At 36.3% G+C, this 20364-nt stretch carries 23 protein-coding genes and 1 riboswitch; of the genes, 19 read left to right on the top strand and 4 right to left on the bottom strand.

What is annotated here, in order from left to right:
- The first annotated feature begins 4 nt into the window (after positions 1–4).
- The 10 genes from comGC to pnuC all read left to right on the top strand — a co-directional run bounded on the left by comGC (position 5) and on the right by pnuC (position 7830).
- Complete coding sequence (gene comGC, locus MHI47_RS11155; RefSeq protein ID WP_093538404.1) at positions 5–319, top strand: competence type IV pilus major pilin ComGC; 315 nt, start codon at positions 5–7, stop codon at positions 317–319.
- Positions 312–767 carry a competence type IV pilus minor pilin ComGD gene (gene comGD / locus MHI47_RS11150; protein ID WP_340762560.1) on the top strand — a complete coding sequence of 152 codons (456 nt, stop codon included), beginning with the start codon at positions 312–314 and terminating at the stop codon, positions 765–767. Before comGC ends, comGD begins: the two co-directional genes overlap by 8 nt.
- Complete coding sequence (locus MHI47_RS11145) at positions 757–1065, top strand: hypothetical protein (RefSeq protein ID WP_340762559.1); 309 nt, start codon at positions 757–759, stop codon at positions 1063–1065. Before comGD ends, MHI47_RS11145 begins: the two co-directional genes overlap by 11 nt.
- Positions 1062–1496 (top strand): competence type IV pilus minor pilin ComGF, encoded by a 435-nt coding sequence (comGF, locus tag MHI47_RS11140; protein WP_340830849.1) that lies wholly within the window; start codon positions 1062–1064, stop codon positions 1494–1496. Before MHI47_RS11145 ends, comGF begins: the two co-directional genes overlap by 4 nt.
- Positions 1477–1674 (top strand): hypothetical protein, encoded by a 198-nt coding sequence (locus MHI47_RS11135; protein WP_093538408.1) that lies wholly within the window; start codon positions 1477–1479, stop codon positions 1672–1674. The genes comGF and MHI47_RS11135 overlap by 20 nt, the downstream gene beginning before the upstream one ends.
- A gap of 114 nt (positions 1675–1788) precedes the next feature.
- The gene (locus MHI47_RS11130; protein ID WP_093538409.1) at positions 1789–2301 is read left to right on the top strand and encodes a shikimate kinase; all 513 of its coding nucleotides are present in this window, start codon (positions 1789–1791) and stop codon (positions 2299–2301) included.
- A 116-nt stretch (positions 2302–2417) separates the two neighbouring features.
- A riboswitch (glycine riboswitch) is annotated at positions 2418–2512 on the top strand.
- A 155-nt stretch (positions 2513–2667) separates the two neighbouring features.
- Positions 2668–3771, top strand: coding sequence for a glycine cleavage system aminomethyltransferase GcvT (gcvT, locus tag MHI47_RS11125; RefSeq protein ID WP_093538410.1), 1104 nt, complete (start codon positions 2668–2670; stop codon positions 3769–3771).
- A gap of 24 nt (positions 3772–3795) precedes the next feature.
- Positions 3796–5142 (top strand): aminomethyl-transferring glycine dehydrogenase subunit GcvPA, encoded by a 1347-nt coding sequence (gcvPA, locus tag MHI47_RS11120; protein ID WP_340832040.1) that lies wholly within the window; start codon positions 3796–3798, stop codon positions 5140–5142.
- Positions 5135–6595 (top strand): aminomethyl-transferring glycine dehydrogenase subunit GcvPB, encoded by a 1461-nt coding sequence (gene gcvPB, locus MHI47_RS11115; RefSeq protein ID WP_093538412.1) that lies wholly within the window; start codon positions 5135–5137, stop codon positions 6593–6595. Before gcvPA ends, gcvPB begins: the two co-directional genes overlap by 8 nt.
- A 512-nt stretch (positions 6596–7107) precedes the next feature.
- Positions 7108–7830 carry a nicotinamide riboside transporter PnuC gene (gene pnuC / locus MHI47_RS11110; RefSeq protein WP_340830848.1) on the top strand — a complete coding sequence of 241 codons (723 nt, stop codon included), beginning with the start codon at positions 7108–7110 and terminating at the stop codon, positions 7828–7830.
- A gap of 94 nt (positions 7831–7924) precedes the next feature.
- Here the strand turns inward: pnuC and MHI47_RS11105 are convergent, their stop codons facing one another.
- The 3 genes from MHI47_RS11105 to MHI47_RS11095 all read right to left on the bottom strand — a co-directional run bounded on the left by MHI47_RS11105 (position 7925) and on the right by MHI47_RS11095 (position 10072).
- Positions 7925–8338: a ribosomal maturation YjgA family protein gene (locus MHI47_RS11105; RefSeq protein ID WP_340830847.1), complete on the bottom strand. Its 414-nt coding sequence runs from the start codon at positions 8336–8338 to the stop codon at positions 7925–7927.
- Between the two features lie 11 nt (positions 8339–8349).
- Positions 8350–9624, bottom strand: coding sequence for an ATP-binding protein (locus MHI47_RS11100; protein ID WP_340830846.1), 1275 nt, complete (start codon positions 9622–9624; stop codon positions 8350–8352).
- A 64-nt stretch (positions 9625–9688) separates the two neighbouring features.
- Positions 9689–10072 (bottom strand): rhodanese-like domain-containing protein, encoded by a 384-nt coding sequence (locus MHI47_RS11095; protein ID WP_093538415.1) that lies wholly within the window; start codon positions 10070–10072, stop codon positions 9689–9691.
- A gap of 102 nt (positions 10073–10174) precedes the next feature.
- On the opposite strand from MHI47_RS11095, the gene MHI47_RS11090 reads away from it, so the two are divergent.
- The 7 genes from MHI47_RS11090 to MHI47_RS11060 all read left to right on the top strand — a co-directional run bounded on the left by MHI47_RS11090 (position 10175) and on the right by MHI47_RS11060 (position 17701).
- Positions 10175–11011 (top strand): lipoate--protein ligase family protein, encoded by an 837-nt coding sequence (locus tag MHI47_RS11090; RefSeq protein WP_093538416.1) that lies wholly within the window; start codon positions 10175–10177, stop codon positions 11009–11011.
- Between the two features lie 160 nt (positions 11012–11171).
- The gene (locus tag MHI47_RS11085; RefSeq protein WP_340762553.1) at positions 11172–13733 is read left to right on the top strand and encodes a vitamin B12-dependent ribonucleotide reductase; all 2562 of its coding nucleotides are present in this window, start codon (positions 11172–11174) and stop codon (positions 13731–13733) included.
- 185 nt (positions 13734–13918) lie between these two features.
- The gene (locus MHI47_RS11080) at positions 13919–14341 is read left to right on the top strand and encodes a hypothetical protein (RefSeq protein WP_093538418.1); all 423 of its coding nucleotides are present in this window, start codon (positions 13919–13921) and stop codon (positions 14339–14341) included.
- 73 nt (positions 14342–14414) lie between these two features.
- The gene (locus MHI47_RS11075; protein ID WP_093538419.1) at positions 14415–15476 is read left to right on the top strand and encodes a M24 family metallopeptidase; all 1062 of its coding nucleotides are present in this window, start codon (positions 14415–14417) and stop codon (positions 15474–15476) included.
- Positions 15477–15491: 15 nt separating this feature from the next.
- Complete coding sequence (gene efp / locus MHI47_RS11070) at positions 15492–16052, top strand: elongation factor P (protein ID WP_093538420.1); 561 nt, start codon at positions 15492–15494, stop codon at positions 16050–16052.
- 309 nt (positions 16053–16361) lie between these two features.
- A complete protein-coding gene (locus MHI47_RS11065) occupies positions 16362–16850 on the top strand; it encodes a hypothetical protein (RefSeq protein WP_340769264.1) in 489 nt (162 codons plus the stop codon).
- Positions 16766–17701 carry an IS3 family transposase gene (locus tag MHI47_RS11060; protein ID WP_340771389.1) on the top strand — a complete coding sequence of 312 codons (936 nt, stop codon included), beginning with the start codon at positions 16766–16768 and terminating at the stop codon, positions 17699–17701. Before MHI47_RS11065 ends, MHI47_RS11060 begins: the two co-directional genes overlap by 85 nt.
- Before the next feature lie 231 nt (positions 17702–17932).
- On the opposite strand, the gene MHI47_RS11055 is transcribed toward MHI47_RS11060, so the two are convergent.
- Positions 17933–18523 (bottom strand): GNAT family N-acetyltransferase, encoded by a 591-nt coding sequence (locus tag MHI47_RS11055; protein ID WP_340830844.1) that lies wholly within the window; start codon positions 18521–18523, stop codon positions 17933–17935.
- Between the two features lie 200 nt (positions 18524–18723).
- Between MHI47_RS11055 and MHI47_RS11050 the strand changes: the two genes are divergently transcribed.
- Positions 18724–18933 (top strand): SpoIIIAC/SpoIIIAD family protein, encoded by a 210-nt coding sequence (locus MHI47_RS11050; RefSeq protein WP_093538422.1) that lies wholly within the window; start codon positions 18724–18726, stop codon positions 18931–18933.
- A gap of 401 nt (positions 18934–19334) precedes the next feature.
- A complete protein-coding gene (locus tag MHI47_RS11045; RefSeq protein WP_340830842.1) occupies positions 19335–20246 on the top strand; it encodes a stage III sporulation protein AE in 912 nt (303 codons plus the stop codon).
- Positions 20247–20364: the final 118 nt, after the last annotated feature.

The following is a 20364-nucleotide window of genomic DNA, read 5'->3' as shown; positions in this document are numbered from 1 at the left end:
TATTATGAGAAAATTACTGAAAAATAACAGAGGCTTCACTTTAGTTGAAATGATGATAGTTTTGCTGATTATTTCTGTATTAATTCTTATTTCTATTCCAAATGTAACAAAGCACTCTGCAAGTATCGATGAAAAAAGTTGTCAAGCCTTTGTCAAAATGTTGGAGGGCCAAATTGCGGCATATAAAATGGATCATAAGAAAATACCTACACTAGTGGAACTTGAAGAAGGAGATTATTTACCAGACAAAAACACAAAATGTCCTAATGGGGACAACATTACGATCAATTCCACAACAGGGAAAGTGACTAGTGGCTAACTTCGTACAGTATAAGTTTAAGTCTGACGAGAAGGGATTCACAATAATCGAGATGTTGCTTGTTTTATCAATCGTTATGGTTGTTTCTTCTTCAGTCATTTTATTGTCGGCATCTAAGCTGGAGGAAATGGAGGAAGAGAGATTTTATAAGCAACTGCATTTAGATATCCAGAGAATTCAAGCAATCTCTATAGGAGAAAACAAATATACCTATATTTATTTTATTAACAATCGAAGGAGTTACCAAGCAAGATCGGCTAATGTCATATTGTTTGAAAAAGAATTACCGAGGAATATGCATTTAGCAGATGAGAGTACGATCAAAACGATTTCCTTTCATCCAAATGGTAATCTTAACAATTTTGGAAACTTATTATTTGAAACAGAAAGAGGGGAGAAGCGAATAACTCTATATATAGGTAGAGGTGTTATAAATTATGAAAAATAGTGAAGGCTTTTCTTGGCCAGAAACAGTTTTATCTTTGAGTATCATATTTATCATTACTACGACAATTTTACCGTTTCTAAATTATATGGTTGTGCATTTAGAAGATAAAAAAAGAGATTATCATTCATCGCTAGTTATGTATGAAGTTTCAAAGATGTATACCGTAGAAAATATGAAAACTGGAGGTATGCAAGTGAATAAGATTATGTATTCATATGAAATTAGTAGCGAATCAATTTGTATAGATTATGATGGGATGCAGGAAAAGAAACATAAATGTGTGTCCCTTATCAAATGAAACTTAGAGATCAGTCAGGATACACTTTACTGGAGGGTATTCTCCATTTAGCAGTATTTATGCTTTTCGCTCAGGTAGTGGCTAGCACTATGTGGTGGATGACGAACGCCGAAGCAAATGTGACAGATACGACAGAAACAGAATGGGCTTTGTTCATCCAATATGCAGATTCGTATTTAACCGAAGTAGACTCCATCGCTGTTCATGATAATTCGAAAGGAATTACGATTGAAAAAAATGAAATGAAATACAAATTGGAATCCTATCAAAACGTTATTCGCAAAACAAAAAATATGGATGGTCACGAGCATATGTTAGTTAATATAGAATCTTTTTTTGTCGAAGTGATAGGAAACTCACTACGAATGCGAGTGGTTTTTTTAAATGATGTAGAAAAGGAGCATGTTTTTTATGTCACATATGCTAGGTAATGAAAGAGGAGTATTTTTTCCGGCTGTAGTTATTCTTTTAATGGTTGTGACAATCTTCTTGCTGTCTATTACTGCTGCTTATCAATCCAAATATCAGACGTATACTGCTTTAGAAATGTTTTATACAGGTGCAGCCATCGAAAAAATAGAGCTGTCCCATCGACAAAATTCGCAATAGTTGTTCATAGGGCTATTTTTATAGTTGTAATAAAAAAAGCCACTCACTATAATAAAGAATAACTTGATGGTGTTGCGGCGCCGAGAAAATTGGAATTTAGTGAGTTGGTGAATCATGTATAAGGTATATTTAGTAGGATTTATGGGAAGTGGTAAAAGTGCAATCGGTAGAAGATTGAGCTTTTTCTTAAAAATGCCTTATTACGATATGGATAAGGAAATTGTTAGATTACAAAATAGAACAATCCCTGAGATTTTTGAACAAGAAGGCGAAGCGTACTTTCGAAAAGTAGAGACAGATTTTCTTGAGAATTTCCGAAACGAATCTTGTATCATTTCGACAGGTGGTGGCGTTGCCATGAGCGAAAAAAATATTGAAGTGATGCGAAGAACTGGGCTTGTATTATATTTAGATGCCACTTTTGAAGATATTTGGATGAGAATTAAAAACGACAAAAATAGACCGATTGTGCAAAACAGTACAAAGGAAGAATTAGAAAGATTGTATAGAACGAGGAGATGGTTCTATAAAAAGGCTGCACATATTTCAATTCGAACAGAACATAGACCTCTTAGACAAATTACAGAGTATGCAGGATATCAAGTGAATAGGCTTAAAGGCGAATGAAAGTGTAATAATACCCTTGTAATGTTCGTGTTTTACTAATTTTATCAAAAAGTATTGCTTCTGAATTACTTGAATGTTAGGATATAGACAAAGAGTGAGTTATACAGATATCGCGGATGATTATATGGGGAGAGAACGTACTAGCTGCGTCGCCGAAGGAGCAAGTAATGAAAATTATGAATCTCTCAGGCAAAAGAACTCGTATAGGACGCAACTCTGGAGAGCGCTTTCGTTTATCCTACGTAAAGCCACCAAAGAGGAAAGCCATTTTTGGTAAACTTTCAGGTCCCAGGACAGAGAACCCTTGTTTTTCCAAAGGGGTTTTTCTGTCCTTTTTTGTATGGAAATGTGAAGGAGGAGATAATTTTGGCAGAACAGTTGAAACGAACACCTTTATTTGATGTATATGCAAATTACGGAGGAAAGACGATTGACTTTGGAGGTTGGGAGTTACCAGTACAATTCTCTAGCATTAAGGCGGAGCACGAGGCAGTGAGAACGAAAGCGGGATTGTTTGATGTTTCTCATATGGGTGAAATTATCTTAACGGGCACAGATAGTGAAGAATATCTTCAAAAGATTATGACGAATGATGTCTCCAAATTAGTAAAAGGCCAGGCTCAATACACAGCTATGTGTTATAAGGACGGCGGAATAGTCGACGATTTGTTAATTTACAAAATGGATGACAATCACTATCTTCTAGTTGTAAATGCTGGCAATATTGAAAAAGATTTTAACTGGATGCAGGAAAATGCTTCAGGTGATGTAACATTAGTAAATAAATCAGAAGATTATGGTTTACTTGCTTTACAGGGTCCGTCAGCGCAAGGCATTTTACAAAAGCTGACTACTCAAAATTTAGACGAAATAGGATTCTTCCGTTTTGCAAATAATGTCGATGTCGCGGGTAAAGATGTAATTGTGTCTCGAACTGGCTATACAGGCGAAGATGGATTTGAACTATATGCATCTGCAAAAGATTTAACAGACCTATGGAGTAGTATTTTAGATGCTGGAACCGAAGAAGGTATATTACCCTGTGGTTTAGGTGCGCGTGATACTTTACGTTTTGAAGCCTGTTTACCACTGTACGGTCAAGAACTGACAAAAGATATTTCACCACTTGAAGCTAATATCGGTTTTGTTGTTAAACTTAAAAAAGAACAAGACTTCAATGGTAAATCTATATTGCTTGAACAAAAAGAGAACGGTGTACAAAGGAAGAGTATTGGAATCGAAATGATAGATAAAGGAATTCCTCGTACGGGATATCCAGTATTTGTAGATAATAAGCAAATTGGTCATGTAACATCTGGTACACAATCACCTACATTGAAGAAAAATATTGGTTTAGCTTTAATTAACGCAACATTTGCTGAACTTGGGCAAGAGGTCGAAATTGAGATAAGAAATAAACGATTAAAAGCAATTACAATAGCAACTCCGTTTTATAAAAGAGAAAAATAAGACTTAGAAAGAGGTTGTACATTGATGAAGCATCGTTATTTACCAATGACTGAGCAAGATCAAAAAGAAATGTTAGATGTAATTGGCATTTCCGCAATTGATGAATTGTTTGCAGACATTCCTGAAAAAGTTCGTTTTAAAGGTGAGTACAATATTAAACCTGCAAAAGCAGAATCTGCTCTATTGAAAGAATTGAGCCAGCTTGCTGCAAAAAATGCTGACAGTAAACAATATGCTTCCTTTTTAGGTGCTGGTGTTTATGATCATTTCAAGCCAATTATTGTAGATCATGTTATTTCTAGATCAGAGTTTTATACTGCCTATACTCCGTATCAACCTGAAATCTCTCAAGGTGAACTTCAAGCAATTTTTGAATTTCAAACGATGATTTGTGAACTAACAGGAATGGACCTTGCGAATTCTTCTATGTATGACGGTGGTACTGCACTAGCAGAAGCGGGCAACCTTGCTGCAGCTCATACGCGTCGCAAAAAGCTACTCGTATCAGAAGCAACACACCCAGAATATATAGATGTGGTGAAGGTATATGCAAAAGGACAAAATATCGAAGTAGTTACAGTGCCAATGAAAGATGGAGTAACTGATTTGATGAAATTAGAAGAATTAGTAGATGAGGATACTGCTGGAGTAATGGTTCAATATCCTAATTTCTTTGGACAAATAGAGGATTTAGCAAAAGTAGAGCAATTAACTCATGCGCAAAATGCCTTGTTCATTGTTTCGGCCAATCCGTTAGCACTTGGTGTCTTAACACCCCCGGGTAAATTTGGAGCAGATATTACAGTTGGAGATGCGCAAGTATTCGGGATTTCCGAAGCTTTTGGTGGTCCACACTGTGGGTTCTTTGCAGTAAGCACTAAGCTTATGCGTAAAGTTCCAGGTCGTTTAGTAGGTGAAACAACAGATGAGGAAGGCCGTCGTGGTTATGTACTAACTTTACAGGCACGCGAACAGCATATCCGCCGCGATAAAGCTACATCCAATATTTGTTCAAATCAGGCATTAAACGCACTTGCAGCTTCCGTTGCGATGACAGCACTTGGTAAAAAAGGTGTTAAAGAAATGGCAACTCAAAATATTGTAAAAACACATTATGCAAAACAATCCTTTGAAAAAGCAGGATTCGAAGTGCCGTATCAAGGTGCACATTTTAACGAAATTGTTGTAAAAGTAAATGGTTCCGTGGCAGATGCAAATAAAGTACTTCTTGAAAAGGGAATGATCGGTGGATTTGATCTAGGGCGAGTGAACACAGATCTTAAAAACCATGTATTAATTGCTGTTACAGAGCAGCGTACGAAAGAAGAAATAGATGCACTCGTGCAAGAAATGGGGGCTCTTCATGCATAAAGATAATCAACCACTAATTTTTGAAATTACGAAAGAGGGTCGTGTAGGTTATAACCTACCTGAACTAGATGTACCTGAAGTAGATTTATCAACTCTATTACCAGAAGGTATGCAGCGCGTGGAAGAAGCTGAATTGCCGGAAGTATCCGAACTAGATATTATGCGTCATTATACGGCTTTATCTAACCGAAATCATGGGGTGGATACAGGATTCTATCCGCTTGGTTCTTGTACGATGAAGTATAATCCAAAAATTAACGAATCAGTTGCACGTTTCCCTGGGTTTGCGAATATTCATCCATTACAAGATGAGGCTTCTGTTCAAGGCGCAATGGAGTTAATGTACGATCTTCAGGAACATTTGATCGAAATCACTGGGATGGATGAAGTGACACTTCAACCAGCTGCAGGTGCACATGGAGAATGGACTGCGCTCATGATGATTCGTGCATTCCATGAAGCAAATGGGGATACCCAGCGTACAAAAGTAATTGTACCTGACTCAGCGCATGGAACGAATCCTGCTTCCGCAACAGTTGCAGGTTTCGAAACGATTACCGTCAAATCAAATGAGGAAGGCTTAGTAGATTTGGAAGATTTACGTCGTGTAGTAGGTCCAGATACTGCTGCGTTGATGTTAACTAATCCTAATACATTAGGTTTATTCGAAGAAACAATATTAGAATTAGCAGAGATTATCCACGGTGTGGGTGGTAAATTGTATTATGACGGTGCAAACTTAAATGCCGTTATGTCAAAAGCACGTCCTGGAGATATGGGCTTTGACTGTGTTCACTTAAACTTGCATAAAACTTTCACAGGTCCACATGGCGGCGGAGGTCCTGGTTCAGGTCCAGTTGGAGTTAAGGCTGATTTAATACCGTTCTTACCAAGCCCGGTACTCGTAAAAGAGGATGACAAATATACATTTGACTATAACCGTCCGCAAACAATTGGAAGAGTTAAACCATTCTACGGAAACTTCGGTATAAATGTTCGTGCCTATACGTATATTCGTTCAATGGGTCCTGATGGTCTTAAAGCTGTAACAGAGTACGCTGTATTGAATGCAAACTATATGATGAGACGATTAGAGGGACATTTCGATCTTCCTTATAACCGCCATTGTAAGCATGAATTCGTACTAAGTGGTCGTCGCCAAAAGAAATTGGGCGTTCGTACGCTAGATATGGCCAAACGTTTGCTTGACTTTGGTTATCATCCACCTACAATCTACTTCCCATTGAATGTAGAAGAGGGTATGATGATCGAGCCAACAGAAACGGAGTCAAAAGAAACTTTGGATGCATTCTGTGATGCAATGATTCAAATTGCAAAAGAAGTAGAAGAAAATCCAGAAATCGTTCAAAATGCTCCTCATACTACAGTTATTAACCGTTTAGATGAAACAAAAGCTGCGCGTAAGCCGGTATTAAGATATATAAAAGCATAACAGAAAAAGGGTGTGATTCTTCCGGGATCACACCCTTTTAGTTGTATGTATTAGTACTTTCAGTGCTGATAAAACACTTAATATGTTTCTAACTATCACACCCAACCTATATTGAGTCTGGCTTTTCTTTTCGAGCATGTAAACATATTCCTTTGAAGGACATACTACTCTATTAAAATATAAAATTCTTATTGTAACTTTATATCCATATACGTATACTATGACTGTAAACTAAAAACTTTACAGGTGTAAAGACAACTGAGGTAGATTAATAATGAAAGAAAAAACGAAAGCCTCAACTTCTGAGGGTAGTTGGGTTCAGTTTATATTCATGTTGGTCCTAATCGACGTCGGTATCTCTTGTTCTTTATTTAAGTCCTAGTATTGGGTTAATGTTAGAGAAAGAAGAGTATGCTTGCTTTTAGCCTATAAAGGATTAGTTTCGCTTCCGAGTATTCTACGACTTTTACCAGTAGGTATCAGAGGCAAATTTAAACTTTTTGGAGGGTAAGATGAAAAACTGGACGAAATTTGAGCTAGCTTGGCTAGGAGTCTTTACTTTAGTAAATATTTACTTATTTTTTGCATGGGGTGACTCGTTGCTGGGTTTGATTAGCTCTCTGACAGGGATGCTATGCGTTGTTCTAGTAGCGAAAGGGAAAATCAGTAATTATTACTTTGGGATTGTCCAAACTGGAACATATGCATACATATCCTATACATACGGATTATATGGAGAAGCGATGTTAAATGGATTGTTCTACTTTCCGTTGCAGTTTGTTGGAATTTACTTGTGGAATAAAAATAAAGTTGATCAGTCAACAACTGGAGAGGATGTTAAAGTAAAGACTTTAACCAAAATACAGTGGTTTCAGTTAATTGTAATTGCTGTTATAACTTCGGTTCTTTATGCATACTTCCTGCATCTAATTGGAGGGCAACAAGTAAGAATTGATTCAGTTGCTGTCGTGTTATCCATTATTGCTCAAATTTTGATGATTAAACGATATGCGGAACAGTGGGTGCTATGGATTGTCGTCAACGGATTATCCATTGTATTATGGGCTATTACATTATTGCAATCAGGTGGAAACGATTGGTCGATGTTAGTGATGTGGACCGCATTTCTAGTTAACTCAATATACGGATATGTAAATTGGATAAAAATGTGCAAAGAACAAGACGACGTGGGGGGATTAATGGAAAGCGAAAGCAAACTTATATTGGAGGGGTAATATTATTTATCATAAAAAGGCTTGTCAATTAATAATTGGCAAGCTTTTTTTAGGTTATCATAAAAACTTTTCAGCACCTTTAATCGGGGTATACCTAGTGTTTTTGAGCAATAATAGGATAAATCCTTTTATCCACTACAAAAGCTATAACAATACCAATACAATACCGTAGTAGATCTTTTCCAAGAAAACCTTTACCGAGTATTAGAGCACCCAGCAAAGTATCACGTATTGTATTAATCCAATTTGCTTGATACAGCTGACTAAATTCAACTATAAAACAAAAAATAACACTTAGATATAATGCTACATACTTACTTCTGTGTACAAAGAAAAACCGAAAAAGAAAATACACCATCATTGCCCATACTGTATCACCGGCATGACTTTGGATGAAAGGAGGCAACGTATTAAAATATCTACTACTCAACCCAAGGGCAATAGTGAGTATAACCGCAATTACGTAAAAAATCCTTTTCGGTTCATTGATAAAATGCAAATTTATCACTCAGTTCTTCATTAGTAGTTAAATCCAATAGAGTTTTCATCATTTTCCCAGTTGTTTTTATTTGATCGATTATTTTGCTTTGTTAGTTCTTCTATTCTCTTCTCGTAATCCAAGTTCCCATCATAGTGCCAGTTTAGAGCAACGGACATATATAGTTCGTTTAACTGGGACATAGACAGCCCTTTAGAAAGCTTGGCCATCTCTTTCACTTGGTCGTCAGAGAGTATTCCTTTGATATCTAGTTTGCGTAAATAATCTTGTCGTACTTTTGCTGTTGGAGAAGGAATTTCATACGCTCGGTCAAAACGACCAGCACGGTTAATAAGTGCAGGATCAATTTTTTGAGGGTAATTGGTTGTCCCTATGATAAATAGTCCTTCTCTGGATTGGGCGCCGTCTAGGGTGTTTAAAAAGACTGAACGAGTATATTCTGGCATGGAATCTATATCTTCAATAACTAAAATAGCAGGTGCTAGTCTTGTCACAATACCAAATACTTCTTGGATGGAATGACTACCCGTAAACTCTGTAATCTGCCAATAGACAACCGGAGCTTTCGTTGATCCAGTAATTGACTTTACTAAAGTTGTTTTACCATTACCAGGGGAACCATAAAGAAGAATACCTCGCTTATAGGGAAGTCCATATTCTTTAAAGAAATACCCATCTTGTTTAAAAAATTCATCAATGGAACGAAAAATATCTTGTTTAATACTTTCTGCTAAAAGGACATCGTCTCTACTCACAGCTGCCTGCTCTCCATAATTTCTCCGTTGGACACCATTTTCTGTATCCACCAGATAAGTTACAGACTGCATTAACAATTGTCTTAGCTTTTCGTTAATTTCTTGTAAGAAACTCAAGGCTTGATCTACCGAAGTTGAAAAAAACTGATATTCTGGCCAGGTATTTCCTCCAGAATAGTTAAATGCAAGAGTTAAGGCCACATTATATTGTGGAAAGAAAATAAGATTGTTTTCAAATGTTTCTACAACTTCTAATTTATTCTCAAAGCTTAATGGAGACTTACTAGAAATCTTACGCTGAGCCTTTGCTTCGAAAATAGAACATAGCACTTCGTATGGAAGTAAGCCTTTTTCCATCATATCTAACAAATTTCCCTCCAGTTGAAGAATAGAGTCGCCAATATCAATTACTTGCCAATCTCCTGTTGCCCGTTCATTCAAAGTAGCAATAATTCGTCTTGAAACAATAGCAAAATCATCATAATTTGGGTGAGTGATTCTAAAATCTTCTAAATGAGAAAACAAAATGTGTTTTTGCATCTAAACCCTCCAGATTGTGTGGATGAAAGAAAAAAGGTTCCTCTGTTTAGAAGAACCTTATGTATTACTTAGATTTAACTTTACCTGTCCAAGCTTTGAACCCACCTTGGAGCTGGAATAACTGTGTATATCCTTTTTTCTTTAAAAACATTGCTGCACGCGCACTTCTTGCACCACTTTGATCATACAAGTACACGGGCTTGTCTGGACGAATTTCTTTATAACGCTGACGAAATTGAGTAGAAGGAACATTTCTTGCTCCTAAAATATGTCCACCATCAAATTCTTTTGGTTCACGCACATCAATAAGCTGTGCTTTACGGTAACCCTCAATAAATTGTTCTTGCGTGAGATTGGTTACAGTTTTCTTTAAACGATATGCCGAGATTCCAGCATAGACTAAAAAGGCAACAAGTATAGCGATAACGAAGTACAATAATTCTAACACGGTCTTTCCCCTCTCTATGTTTCCTATTCATTATAAAAGAAGTGCTAGATACAATTCAATCTATTTGATAAAATGATACACGTTGTGAAGGGAGAGATTAAGGTGGAAAAGACAAAATGGTACTTCATAAATTCTGGCCCCTGCAGTCCATCATACAATATGGCGTTGGACGAAGCCTTACTGGATTGGCATAGTGAGGGTCTTATTCCCCCGGTTATTAGATTTTACGAATGGAATCCAGCAACATTATCAATTGGTTATTTTCAAACTGTGGAAAAAGAGATTGATATAGAAGCAGTGAAAAGATTAGGACTTGGTTTTGTGCGTAGACCTACAGGGGGAAGAGGGGTACTTCACGAACATGAACTTACATACAGTGTAATCGTTACAGAGAGTTATCCAAGTATGCCAGCAACTGTAACCGAAGCTTATCGTGTTATCAGTGAGGGTTTACTGCTAGGATTTCAAAATCTTGGTTTAAACGCTTATTTTTCTGTTCCGAATACAGACGAACAGAAAGAAAATTTAAAAAACCCAAAATCAGCAGTTTGTTTTGATGCACCGAGCTGGTACGAATTAGTCGTCGAAGGAAAGAAAGTTGCTGGTAGTGCACAAACAAGACAAAAAGGTGTTATTCTACAACATGGTGCAATATTACTTGATCTTGATGAAGATAAATTAATTCAAACGTTTAAATTCGCTTCAGAAGAGGTAAGAGAGAAAGTGAGAAAAGGCCTATCTCAAAAAGCTGTCTCCATTAACAAAATAATATCAAAACCGGTAACAATGGAAGAATGTAAAACTGCTTTTAAAAAAGGATTTGCAGATGCCTTGGAGATAGAATTGGTCGAATATAACTTAACGCAAGAACAGAAGAATTACGTAAAACAACTAGAAGTGACAAGATATGCTAATGATAAATGGAATTATAAAAAATAAAAGTAACAATGTCTTATAGTAAATTCGAAAACTAGGAGTTAGGGATTATATTAATTAATCCTGACTAGTTTCGCTTTACTCTTCAATATATTGTGTCGTATTATAAATGAAACTACTACATGTTGTGTCAATTGCAATTTGTAGAATGGAGGAAGAGTAAATGGTAACAACTAAAAATGAAACGAACCTTACTTTAAATGTTGAAGCATTAAACAAAGATATCCAATTATTTCCACAAGTACATTCGATCACAGAAGATATGACACTTACACATAAAGGTGTGTCGAGACTTGTCATGATCGATCGTTATTCCTTTAAGGATACGGAAAAGAAAACGTTAAAAGCAGGAGACTTTGTTGTTCTAACAGTTAAAGAAGATCCTAAATTTCCAGCGCGTGGTCTAGGGTATATCGTTTCGATTAACGAACAAGCGAAAACAGCTGAAGTGCAAATCGAGGAAGATTACCGAAGTGCGATTGACGATGCTGCCAAGATCGAATCTGGAATTATTACTCGTCCTTTAAGCGTGATTGAAAAACCTCTTGAAGTATATTACGAGCAAATTGCCAAAAGAAACGCGACAGGACTTGCGTCTGTAGAAAAAACAGAAGAAAAACGGGAAGAATGGTTTGAGAAATTCTACCAACAACTAGTTTCTTTAAAATTCATCCCAGCTGGACGAGTATTATATGGTGCAGGAACGGGAACGGATGTTACTTATTTTAACTGTTATGTGATGCCATTCGTTGCAGATTCGCGTGAAGGGATTAGTGACCACCGCAAACAAGTTATGGAAATTATGAGCCGTGGTGGTGGAGTTGGTACAAACGGTTCTACTCTAAGACCAAGAAATACGTTAGCTCGAGGAGTAAACGGAAAATCATCTGGTTCTGTTTCATGGTTAGACGATATCGCTAAACTAACTCATCTTGTCGAACAAGGTGGTTCTCGTAGAGGTGCACAAATGATCATGCTAGCAGATTGGCACCCTGATATTGCGGAATTTATAATCTCTAAAATGCAAAACCCTCGTATTTTACGTTTCTTGATTGAAAACACAAATGATGAAACGATCAAACAACTCGCGAAGGACAAGCTTAAATTCAAACCACTTACTGTTCAGGAAGAAGCGATGTATCAAGGGATTATCAATTACAAAGCTATTCCAGGTCTAGGTGGATTTAATGCAGAAATCATTCGTGATGCTGAAACAAAATTACGTGATGGCGGAACTTATTCCGTTCATAATTCTGAGTTTTTAACTGGTGCAAATATCTCCGTGACGCTGACGGATGACTTTATGAAAGCAGTAGAAGAAGACAGCGACTTTGACTTGCGTTTCCCGGCAACTGAAGCTTATTCTCCAGAAGAAATGGATTTCTACAACGAAAATTGGCATAAGATTGGCGATGTTCGTGAGTGGGAAAGAATGGGCTATGAGGTTCGAACTTATCGCACAGTAAAAGCGAAAGATCTTTGGAATTTGATCAATATTTGTGCTACTTATTCTGCAGAACCTGGTGTTTTCTTCATCGATAATGCAAATGAAAAAACGAATGCTACAGCATATGGACAAAAAGTTGTCGCTACTAATCCTTGTGGAGAGCAACCACTTGCACCATATTCTGTGTGTAACTTGGCTGCTGTGAATTTAGCACAATTTGCAAACAAAGAAACTAAGACTGTGGACTATGAAGCGTTAAAAGAAACAGTAAGTGTTGGTGTACGTATGCAAGATAACGTTATCGATGCAACTCCATACTTCTTAGAAGAAAACAAAGTACAAGCACTTGGTGAAAGACGTATAGGCTTAGGTGTAATGGGTCTTGCCGACTTGTTAATCTATTGTGAAAAAGAGTATGGTTCAGATGAAGGTAATGTTTTAGTAGATGAAATCTTTAAAACAATTGCGATCGCAGCATATGAAACATCAGCAGAACTTGCTGTAGAACGCGGAAGCTTCCCATTCTTAACTGGTGAGACAGAAGAGGAAACTAATCGCTTGCGTAAGGCATTTACGGAAACAGGATTTATGAGTTCAATGCCAGAAGACATTCGAAATTCTATTTTAGAGAATGGTGTTCGAAATTCTCATTTGTTAACAGTCGCACCTACAGGTTCAACTGGAACAATGGTTGGTGTTTCTACTGGACTTGAGCCGTATTATTCATTCACTTACTATAGAAGTGGTCGTTTAGGTAAATTTATAGAAGTGAAAGCAGACATTGTGCAAGAATATTTAGGTCAAAATGAATCTGCTGAAGAAGAAAATCTCCCAGAATGGTTTGTTACTGCGATGGAACTTGCTCCTGAAGCTCATGCAGATGTGCAATGTATCATTCAACGTTGGATTGACAGTTCTATTTCTAAAACGGTTAACGCACCACGTGGATATACGGTTGAACAGGTTGAAGGAGTGTACGAGCGTTTATATCGTGGTGGAGCTAAGGGTGGTACTGTGTATGTCGATGGAAGTCGCGACTCACAAGTTCTGACGTTAAAAGCAGAGGAAAACACATTAGAAGATCATCCAAAAGAAGAAAGAGTAGAAAAAAGACATGTAGTTTTAATAGATACGATTCAAGATTTACGCTCAACCAATGTAACGATTGGTTCAGAAGTTGGAAATACATGTCCTGTCTGTCGTAAAGGTACTGTGGAAGAAATGGGTGGATGTAACACATGCACCAATTGCAATGCTCAACTAAAATGTGGGCTGTAAAGTACAAAAGCCTTAACAAATTTCACGTGTACTAAGATATGATCGTTCCATGGATCTCATATTTTTCTATAATAATTCTAAAGCACAAGCTGATAAGTTCTCTTATCACTTGTGCTTTTATTTTGTTGTAATGTTTAATTACTAGTTCTTTCGCTTAAACTATAGGAAAAACAAAGGAGATTTACATGAAAGGATTATCGATTATTACTAGTATGGTCGCTGCAATGGGAACGACCATTCTATTTAAAATGTTGGATTATTTTCAATTCATCAAGTGGAATCCTATCGGATATACGAAAACTTTCCTCTTTTTAAAAGGGACCAATGTATATTTGAAATGGATTATTTTATTTTTAGTCATCTGGGGAATTTGTTTTCTTCTATACTATTTAGGATTATTATTTATTAAAATTCCGGTTTCCATCACTAGTTTTACCATAGGCCTCATCATTGCGATTGTACTTGAATGGATTATTTTAGATGCAGATTCAATAGAGAAAACGATAAAAAAAATATCGATCCCTTTTATCTGTATTGTTATAGTAGCTGTTCGTTTCATCATGGAATCGGCGATATTTCACTACAAAGATAATCCTCTAGAAAAATGAAAAATTTACCGCCCTCACTTACTATGATAAAATATACAAAGAAGTAATATAGAAAATGAGATGAGGGCTAAAAATGAAACTTAGTAAATTACGTGCAGCACTTGAAGAAAATGGAGTAGACGCTCTGTTAATTACGAATGGTCATAGCATCCGCTACATGACAGGATTCACTGGAACAGCTGGTGTCACAATAATTTCTAAAACAGATGCAGTGTTTATAACAGATTTTCGTTACACAGAGCAAGCCGCTAGTCAGATTAAAGATTTTCGTATAGTACAACATAAGAAAACAATGATGGAAGAAATTGCTACACAAGTAACAGATATGGGGATCAACTCATTAGGATTTGAAAAAAATGATGTGACGTATAGCGATTATGAACTATACAAGCAAGCTGTACAAGTCGATTTAGTGCCACTTTCAGGCCTTGTTGAAAAAATTCGCTTGATTAAGACGGACGAAGAGATTAGTATAATAAAGGCAGCTTGTCGTATTGCTGATGAAGCATATGAGCATATCGTTACTTACATAAAACCAGGTATGACTGAGCTTGAAGTATCGAATGAATTAGAATTTTTCATGCGCAAAAAAGGAGCAACTTCTTCTTCCTTTGATACAATAGTAGCTTCTGGAACACGTTCAGCACTTCCGCACGGTGTTGCTACGGATAAAGTCATTGAAAATGGAGATTTTGTCACATTAGACTTCGGTGCATTATACAATGGGTATATTTCGGATACGACACGTACGTTGGCAGTTGGGGAACCAAGTGATCAATTAAAAGAAATCTATCAAGTAGTCCTTGATTCTCAACTATTAGCTTTAGAAAAAGTTAAACCAGGAATGACTGGTAAAGAAGCAGACGCTATCGCTCGAGATTATATTGCTTCAAAAGGTTACGGGGAAGCATTTGGTCATTCGTTGGGTCATGGGATTGGTTTAGAAGTGCATGAGGGTCCTGGATTGTCATTCCGTTCCGATATCGTTTTGGAGCCAGGTATGGTTATCACGATTGAACCAGGTATTTATCTGCCGAATATTGGTGGAGTTAGAATCGAAGATGACGCTCTTGTGACAGAGAATGGTTTAGAGAAGCTAACGCATTCAACAAAAGAATTACTAATCTTATCTTAATTTGGAGGAAAAATAATGATTTCAGTAAATGATTTTAAAACAGGCTTAACAATTTTAGTGGATGGTGTATTATATCGAGTGCTAGATTTCCAACATGTAAAACCTGGTAAAGGCGCAGCATTTGTACGTTCTAAGTTGAGAAATTTACGTAACGGTGCAGTAAACGAAAAAACCTTCCGCGCTGGAGAAAAAGTGGAAAAAGCACAAATTGATAACTTTAAAATGCAATATTTATATGCAAATGGTGATCAGCATGTATTTATGGATACTGAGTCTTACGAACAAATTGAGTTAAATGAAAACCAAATCGAGTATGAATTAAAATTCTTACGCGAAAACATGGAAATACATGTAATTCAATTCCAAGGGGAAACACTAGGAGTAGAATTACCAAAATCAGTTGTTCTTGAAGTAACGGAAACAGAGCCAGGTATCAAAGGAGATACGTCAGGCGGCGGTTCTAAAACTGCTAGTCTTGAAACTGGTTTAGTAGTAACGGTTCCATTGTTTATCAATGTTGGCGATAAGCTAATCATCAATACAGATGAAGGTTCATACGTATCAAGAGCACAATAATTTAAAACTATATTCGATGAAGGGTCTCACATTTGTGAGGCTCTTTTTTTACAAAAAAATAGTAATAAAGATAGATAAAAATGAGCTAAGAAAAAGGCTTTACTTCTTATTGAAGTAAAGCCCCAGACTTTAGATAAACTTAATTTTATATGTATAGACTTGAATATTAAACTCGGCAAGGCCCACCACTTCGCTTTCCGTGGGCTTGGCTTCAGCCTCCTCGTCACTACGTTCCTGCGGGGTCTTCAGCTCAAGCTATGATGTGCACCCAAAATGTTGGACCTTAAAACTAACTTGGGGGTGCACGTTATGAACATAAAAAAAGCAGAAGTAATTGATGCCTTTTTTGAGAAAGGAATGTCATTAAGAAAAATCGCACGCGACCTGGGTGTCGATAAAATGGTTATTAGTAGTTGGATAGAAATCTATCGATTTCATGGAATGGAAGGATTAATGGCTCCTGCTTGTAAAGGTTATGAGGAATCTTTTAAAATACACGTAATACAACATATGATAGAGACAGCTGAACCTTATTCAAAAGTAGCTGGTCGTTTTAACATTCCCAGTCGTGCAACCATCTGGAAGTGGATGCATCAATACATGTCAGAAGAGGAATGGACGCTCTATTATTTGAAAAGGGAGCGTCGTGATATGAAGAAAAAGCAGCCGAAACAAGGTATGACAGACATCGGAAAATTACAAGAAGAGCTTGAATACTTAAGAGCAGAGAATGCTTATTTAAAAAAGTTAGATGCCTTAGTTCAAGAAAAAAAGAAGTCCCAACCAAAGAGAAAGTAAGAGTGATTGATGAATTAAGGCATGAATTTCCTCTACAAATTTTATTACATGTTTCTGAAGTAAAAAAAGCAACTTACTATTATCATAAGAAGAACTTAGAGAAGGCAGATAAATACGCAACGATAAAAGAAGCGATTGAACGTATATTCTACCAACACAAAGAGTTGTACGGGTATCGCCGAATTGTTTTAGCCTTACGCAAAGAAGGATTTTTTATTAATCATAAAACGGTACGCCGTTTAATGAATGACCTTGGTTTACATGGTGTTCAAAAGGCAAAGAAATATCGTTCGTACCGTGGCGAGGTTGGTCAGATTGCGAATAATAAAATCAATCGTCATTTTGAGACAGAAAAACCAAATCAAGTATGGCTAACAGATGTAACAGAATTTAAAGTAGCCGGCAATAAACTTTATTTATCCGCCTTTTTAGATGTGTTTAACCGGGAGATTGTCGGTTATTCTATTACACAAAACCCGAACTTTGGACTAATACAAGATTCTTTTGGAAATGCGATCAAACGGGCAAATTTATCTCTTCAAGATCAAGTATTGATCCATTCGGATCAAGGCTGGCTGTATCAAATCCCGCGTTTTCAACAGTTGATAAAACCTTATAACATGTCACAAAGTATGTCACGCAAAGGAAACTGTTTAGATAATGCCCTAATGGAAGGTTTTTTTGGTATTTTAAAAAATGAATGTATCTATCGAAATTCATTTCGCTCTTTAGAAGAAGCGACGCAAGAAATAGAAACCTATATTGAATATTACAATACACTACGCATCAAACAAAAACTCAATGGGATGAGCCCCATTGAGTATCGCTTAAACTATGAAAAAGCGGCATAATAAGAGTACAACTTTTGGGGTTCATATCACTATTCCCACAGGAGTCTTCGTGGTGGACCTTGCCTTATATACTGTTCCAAAAGAGTATGCAATATCTTACTTTAAATAGGATGAATAAAACCCTTATGAATATTTATTACTATTCATAAACGTTTATAAAAATACCTTTGTCGTCAAACTGAACCTTTACTTCTTATTGAAGTAAAGCACGGACGGTAGTTGCACAAGGAACTATTGAATTTTAAGATATTTTTCATAACAAACACATTCATGAATTCGTTGGCTAGATGTTTTAAACTGTTCCATTTCGTCTCCTACATAGTGTGCAAATGCATTGACTAAATGGAGTTTAGGGATGCTACTTTGAATTTTATTTTTCATTTCTTTTCCTTCCAAGTAAATATGGTAGTATGAATGCACTTTATGGAACAACATTTTTTCATACCAATTCCGTACCCAAGGGTCATCTCTAGTCCAAGCTTCAAAACGATTTAGACCGATATTAATTGCTTGCTTTTCCGCTGCATGAAGTAGTTTCTCGCCAATTCCTTGTCGATAATAATCTGGATGAACAGCAATATGCCAAATCATTCCTCCTAAACCTTCTCCTCTTGAACAAACGGTCTTTTCTTCCTTTTCATACTCAACGTCAATGAGTCCAACAATTTGTCCGTTTAATTCTGCAACTAATTCGATTGCAGGATTTTCATAGCTTTCCTTTTTGTTTAAAACATTATCAAAATAAGCTGTATGCAAAAATGATAGCACTCTACATCGAATCCAACCTATTTCATCCGAATCTTTATATGCACGAATGATCAACTAATATATTCTCCCCTTCATACCAAATTTAAGAATTTGTTTGTAAAGTTAACATCAATACCTCTTAAATAATTCGACTAAGAAAATAAAAACCCTTTCTTTACTAAAATATAGATCTAAGTATTCATCCTCATATGCACTTTTCTTTCATATTACGCTCTACGCTATCATATGTTGTTTGTATGGAAGGGGGAGGCATTGTGGAACTTCACGATGTACTTCGAGTTGCGGGAATTGGTATTTTAATAGCTATTCTTCACTTGTTTTTTGAATCTACTGGCAAAAAGGAATTTGCGTTTTTTTTATTTTTCGTTGGTTATATCTATATGACAATTGAATTATTGCGACTGTTAAAACTTTTCTTTTACGAAATATCTACATTTTTAGAATGGCTTATGATGACGAGTTAGCCTATGATCATTTACATAACAATCATTCTAGCATTTGTGCTATTGCAGCTTATAAAAGAAATTTACCCTCGCATTCATACAATTGTGTATACAATCTACATTTTTCTCTTTTTAACTTATATTTTAACCGTATTTATCATTCCTTTGGTCTCCCAGTATATCAACGTCTTACCAACTAATCTATTACCGGTCTTCAAACTACTGACATTCTCAGTCGTACTATTGTTCCTTTCGCAAATAATTGAAGACCTGCTTTTGGACTATGAATATACAAGCCTGGCATCGTTATTTACTTTTACGACCAAAGCTATTTTACTCATTGTCTGGTTGAATCATATGCAACAATTTTACGACAAGTTTATATCAATTTTGGGACTACTCTCTTGAAGGAATGAACAGCTATGGAAGAGATGCTTATGTCTTTAGTGCAACCGGTTAAAGAGGTAGCACAAACTTTTTCGTACATGCTATTATTTGGATTTATCTTTATTTGTCTGGAATGGTTTATCCCGTCGAGCAAGAAATTATTGAAATTGCTATTTATGTTAATAATATGTATCTATTGTTTAGAGCCAGCTATCCGCTCTTTAGAGATGATTCAAGCGATGACAACAGAATTAGTGACTCTCTTTTTAGGGATTTATCCAATTTTAACGCTAGGGATTGCAGCTTCTGGTGGAGCATTTTTAATAACCTCTTGGAATCCAGCAGTTATGCTATTTGCCTCATTTACTACCGTGTTAGCCGGGAAAATATTAATACCTGCTATAATGGCTGCGTTTATATTTGATTTGATCAGTAGAATTCATCCTCCAACTTCTTTTGCCAAAATGGCTGATCTCATCCGGCTAACTTTAATAGGATCTACTTCTATTATTCTACTGTTATATAGTATTTTCATGTCCGTCAATGGTGTCATAACATGGTCCGTAAGTGGAACTGTCAATGAGACTGTAAAAAGACTTATACAAAATAATATTCCTTTTGTTGGATCTTTATTAACAGAAAGTATTAGTACGATGAAAAACTTCTCCTCATCTGCTTCGGTTATAACCGGAAATGCAGTAATTCTATCAGTGCTAATGTTAGTGTCTATTCCAACGATCCAAACAATTCTCATTGCTTTTCTATATCGTTTACTTAGTGCTATATTGGAACCGTTTGTAGAAGGTAATATAAGTGGATTGTTAGATGACATTGGAAAAACGTTATTTGTACTATCTATTATTTCGGTATTAATCGCGTTTACATTTTTCTTCACAATTATATTAACCATGCTATTTGCAAAACTATTAATAAGCGGGAAAGGATAGTAACCATCGTTACGACACTTCTCTTTGGTATTTTAATAATTGTTCTAGTCGGTGAGTTTCTTTCTATCTTATTGGAGCATACAGATACGGAACGAAATGGATTTCTTGTAAAAATTGC

This window comes from Psychrobacillus sp. FSL H8-0487, assembly GCF_038008385.1.
Taxonomy (GTDB): domain Bacteria; phylum Bacillota; class Bacilli; order Bacillales_A; family Planococcaceae; genus Psychrobacillus; species Psychrobacillus psychrotolerans.
Note: the sequence above shows the minus strand (reverse complement) of the source record. Positions and strands in the feature narration are given on the sequence as shown.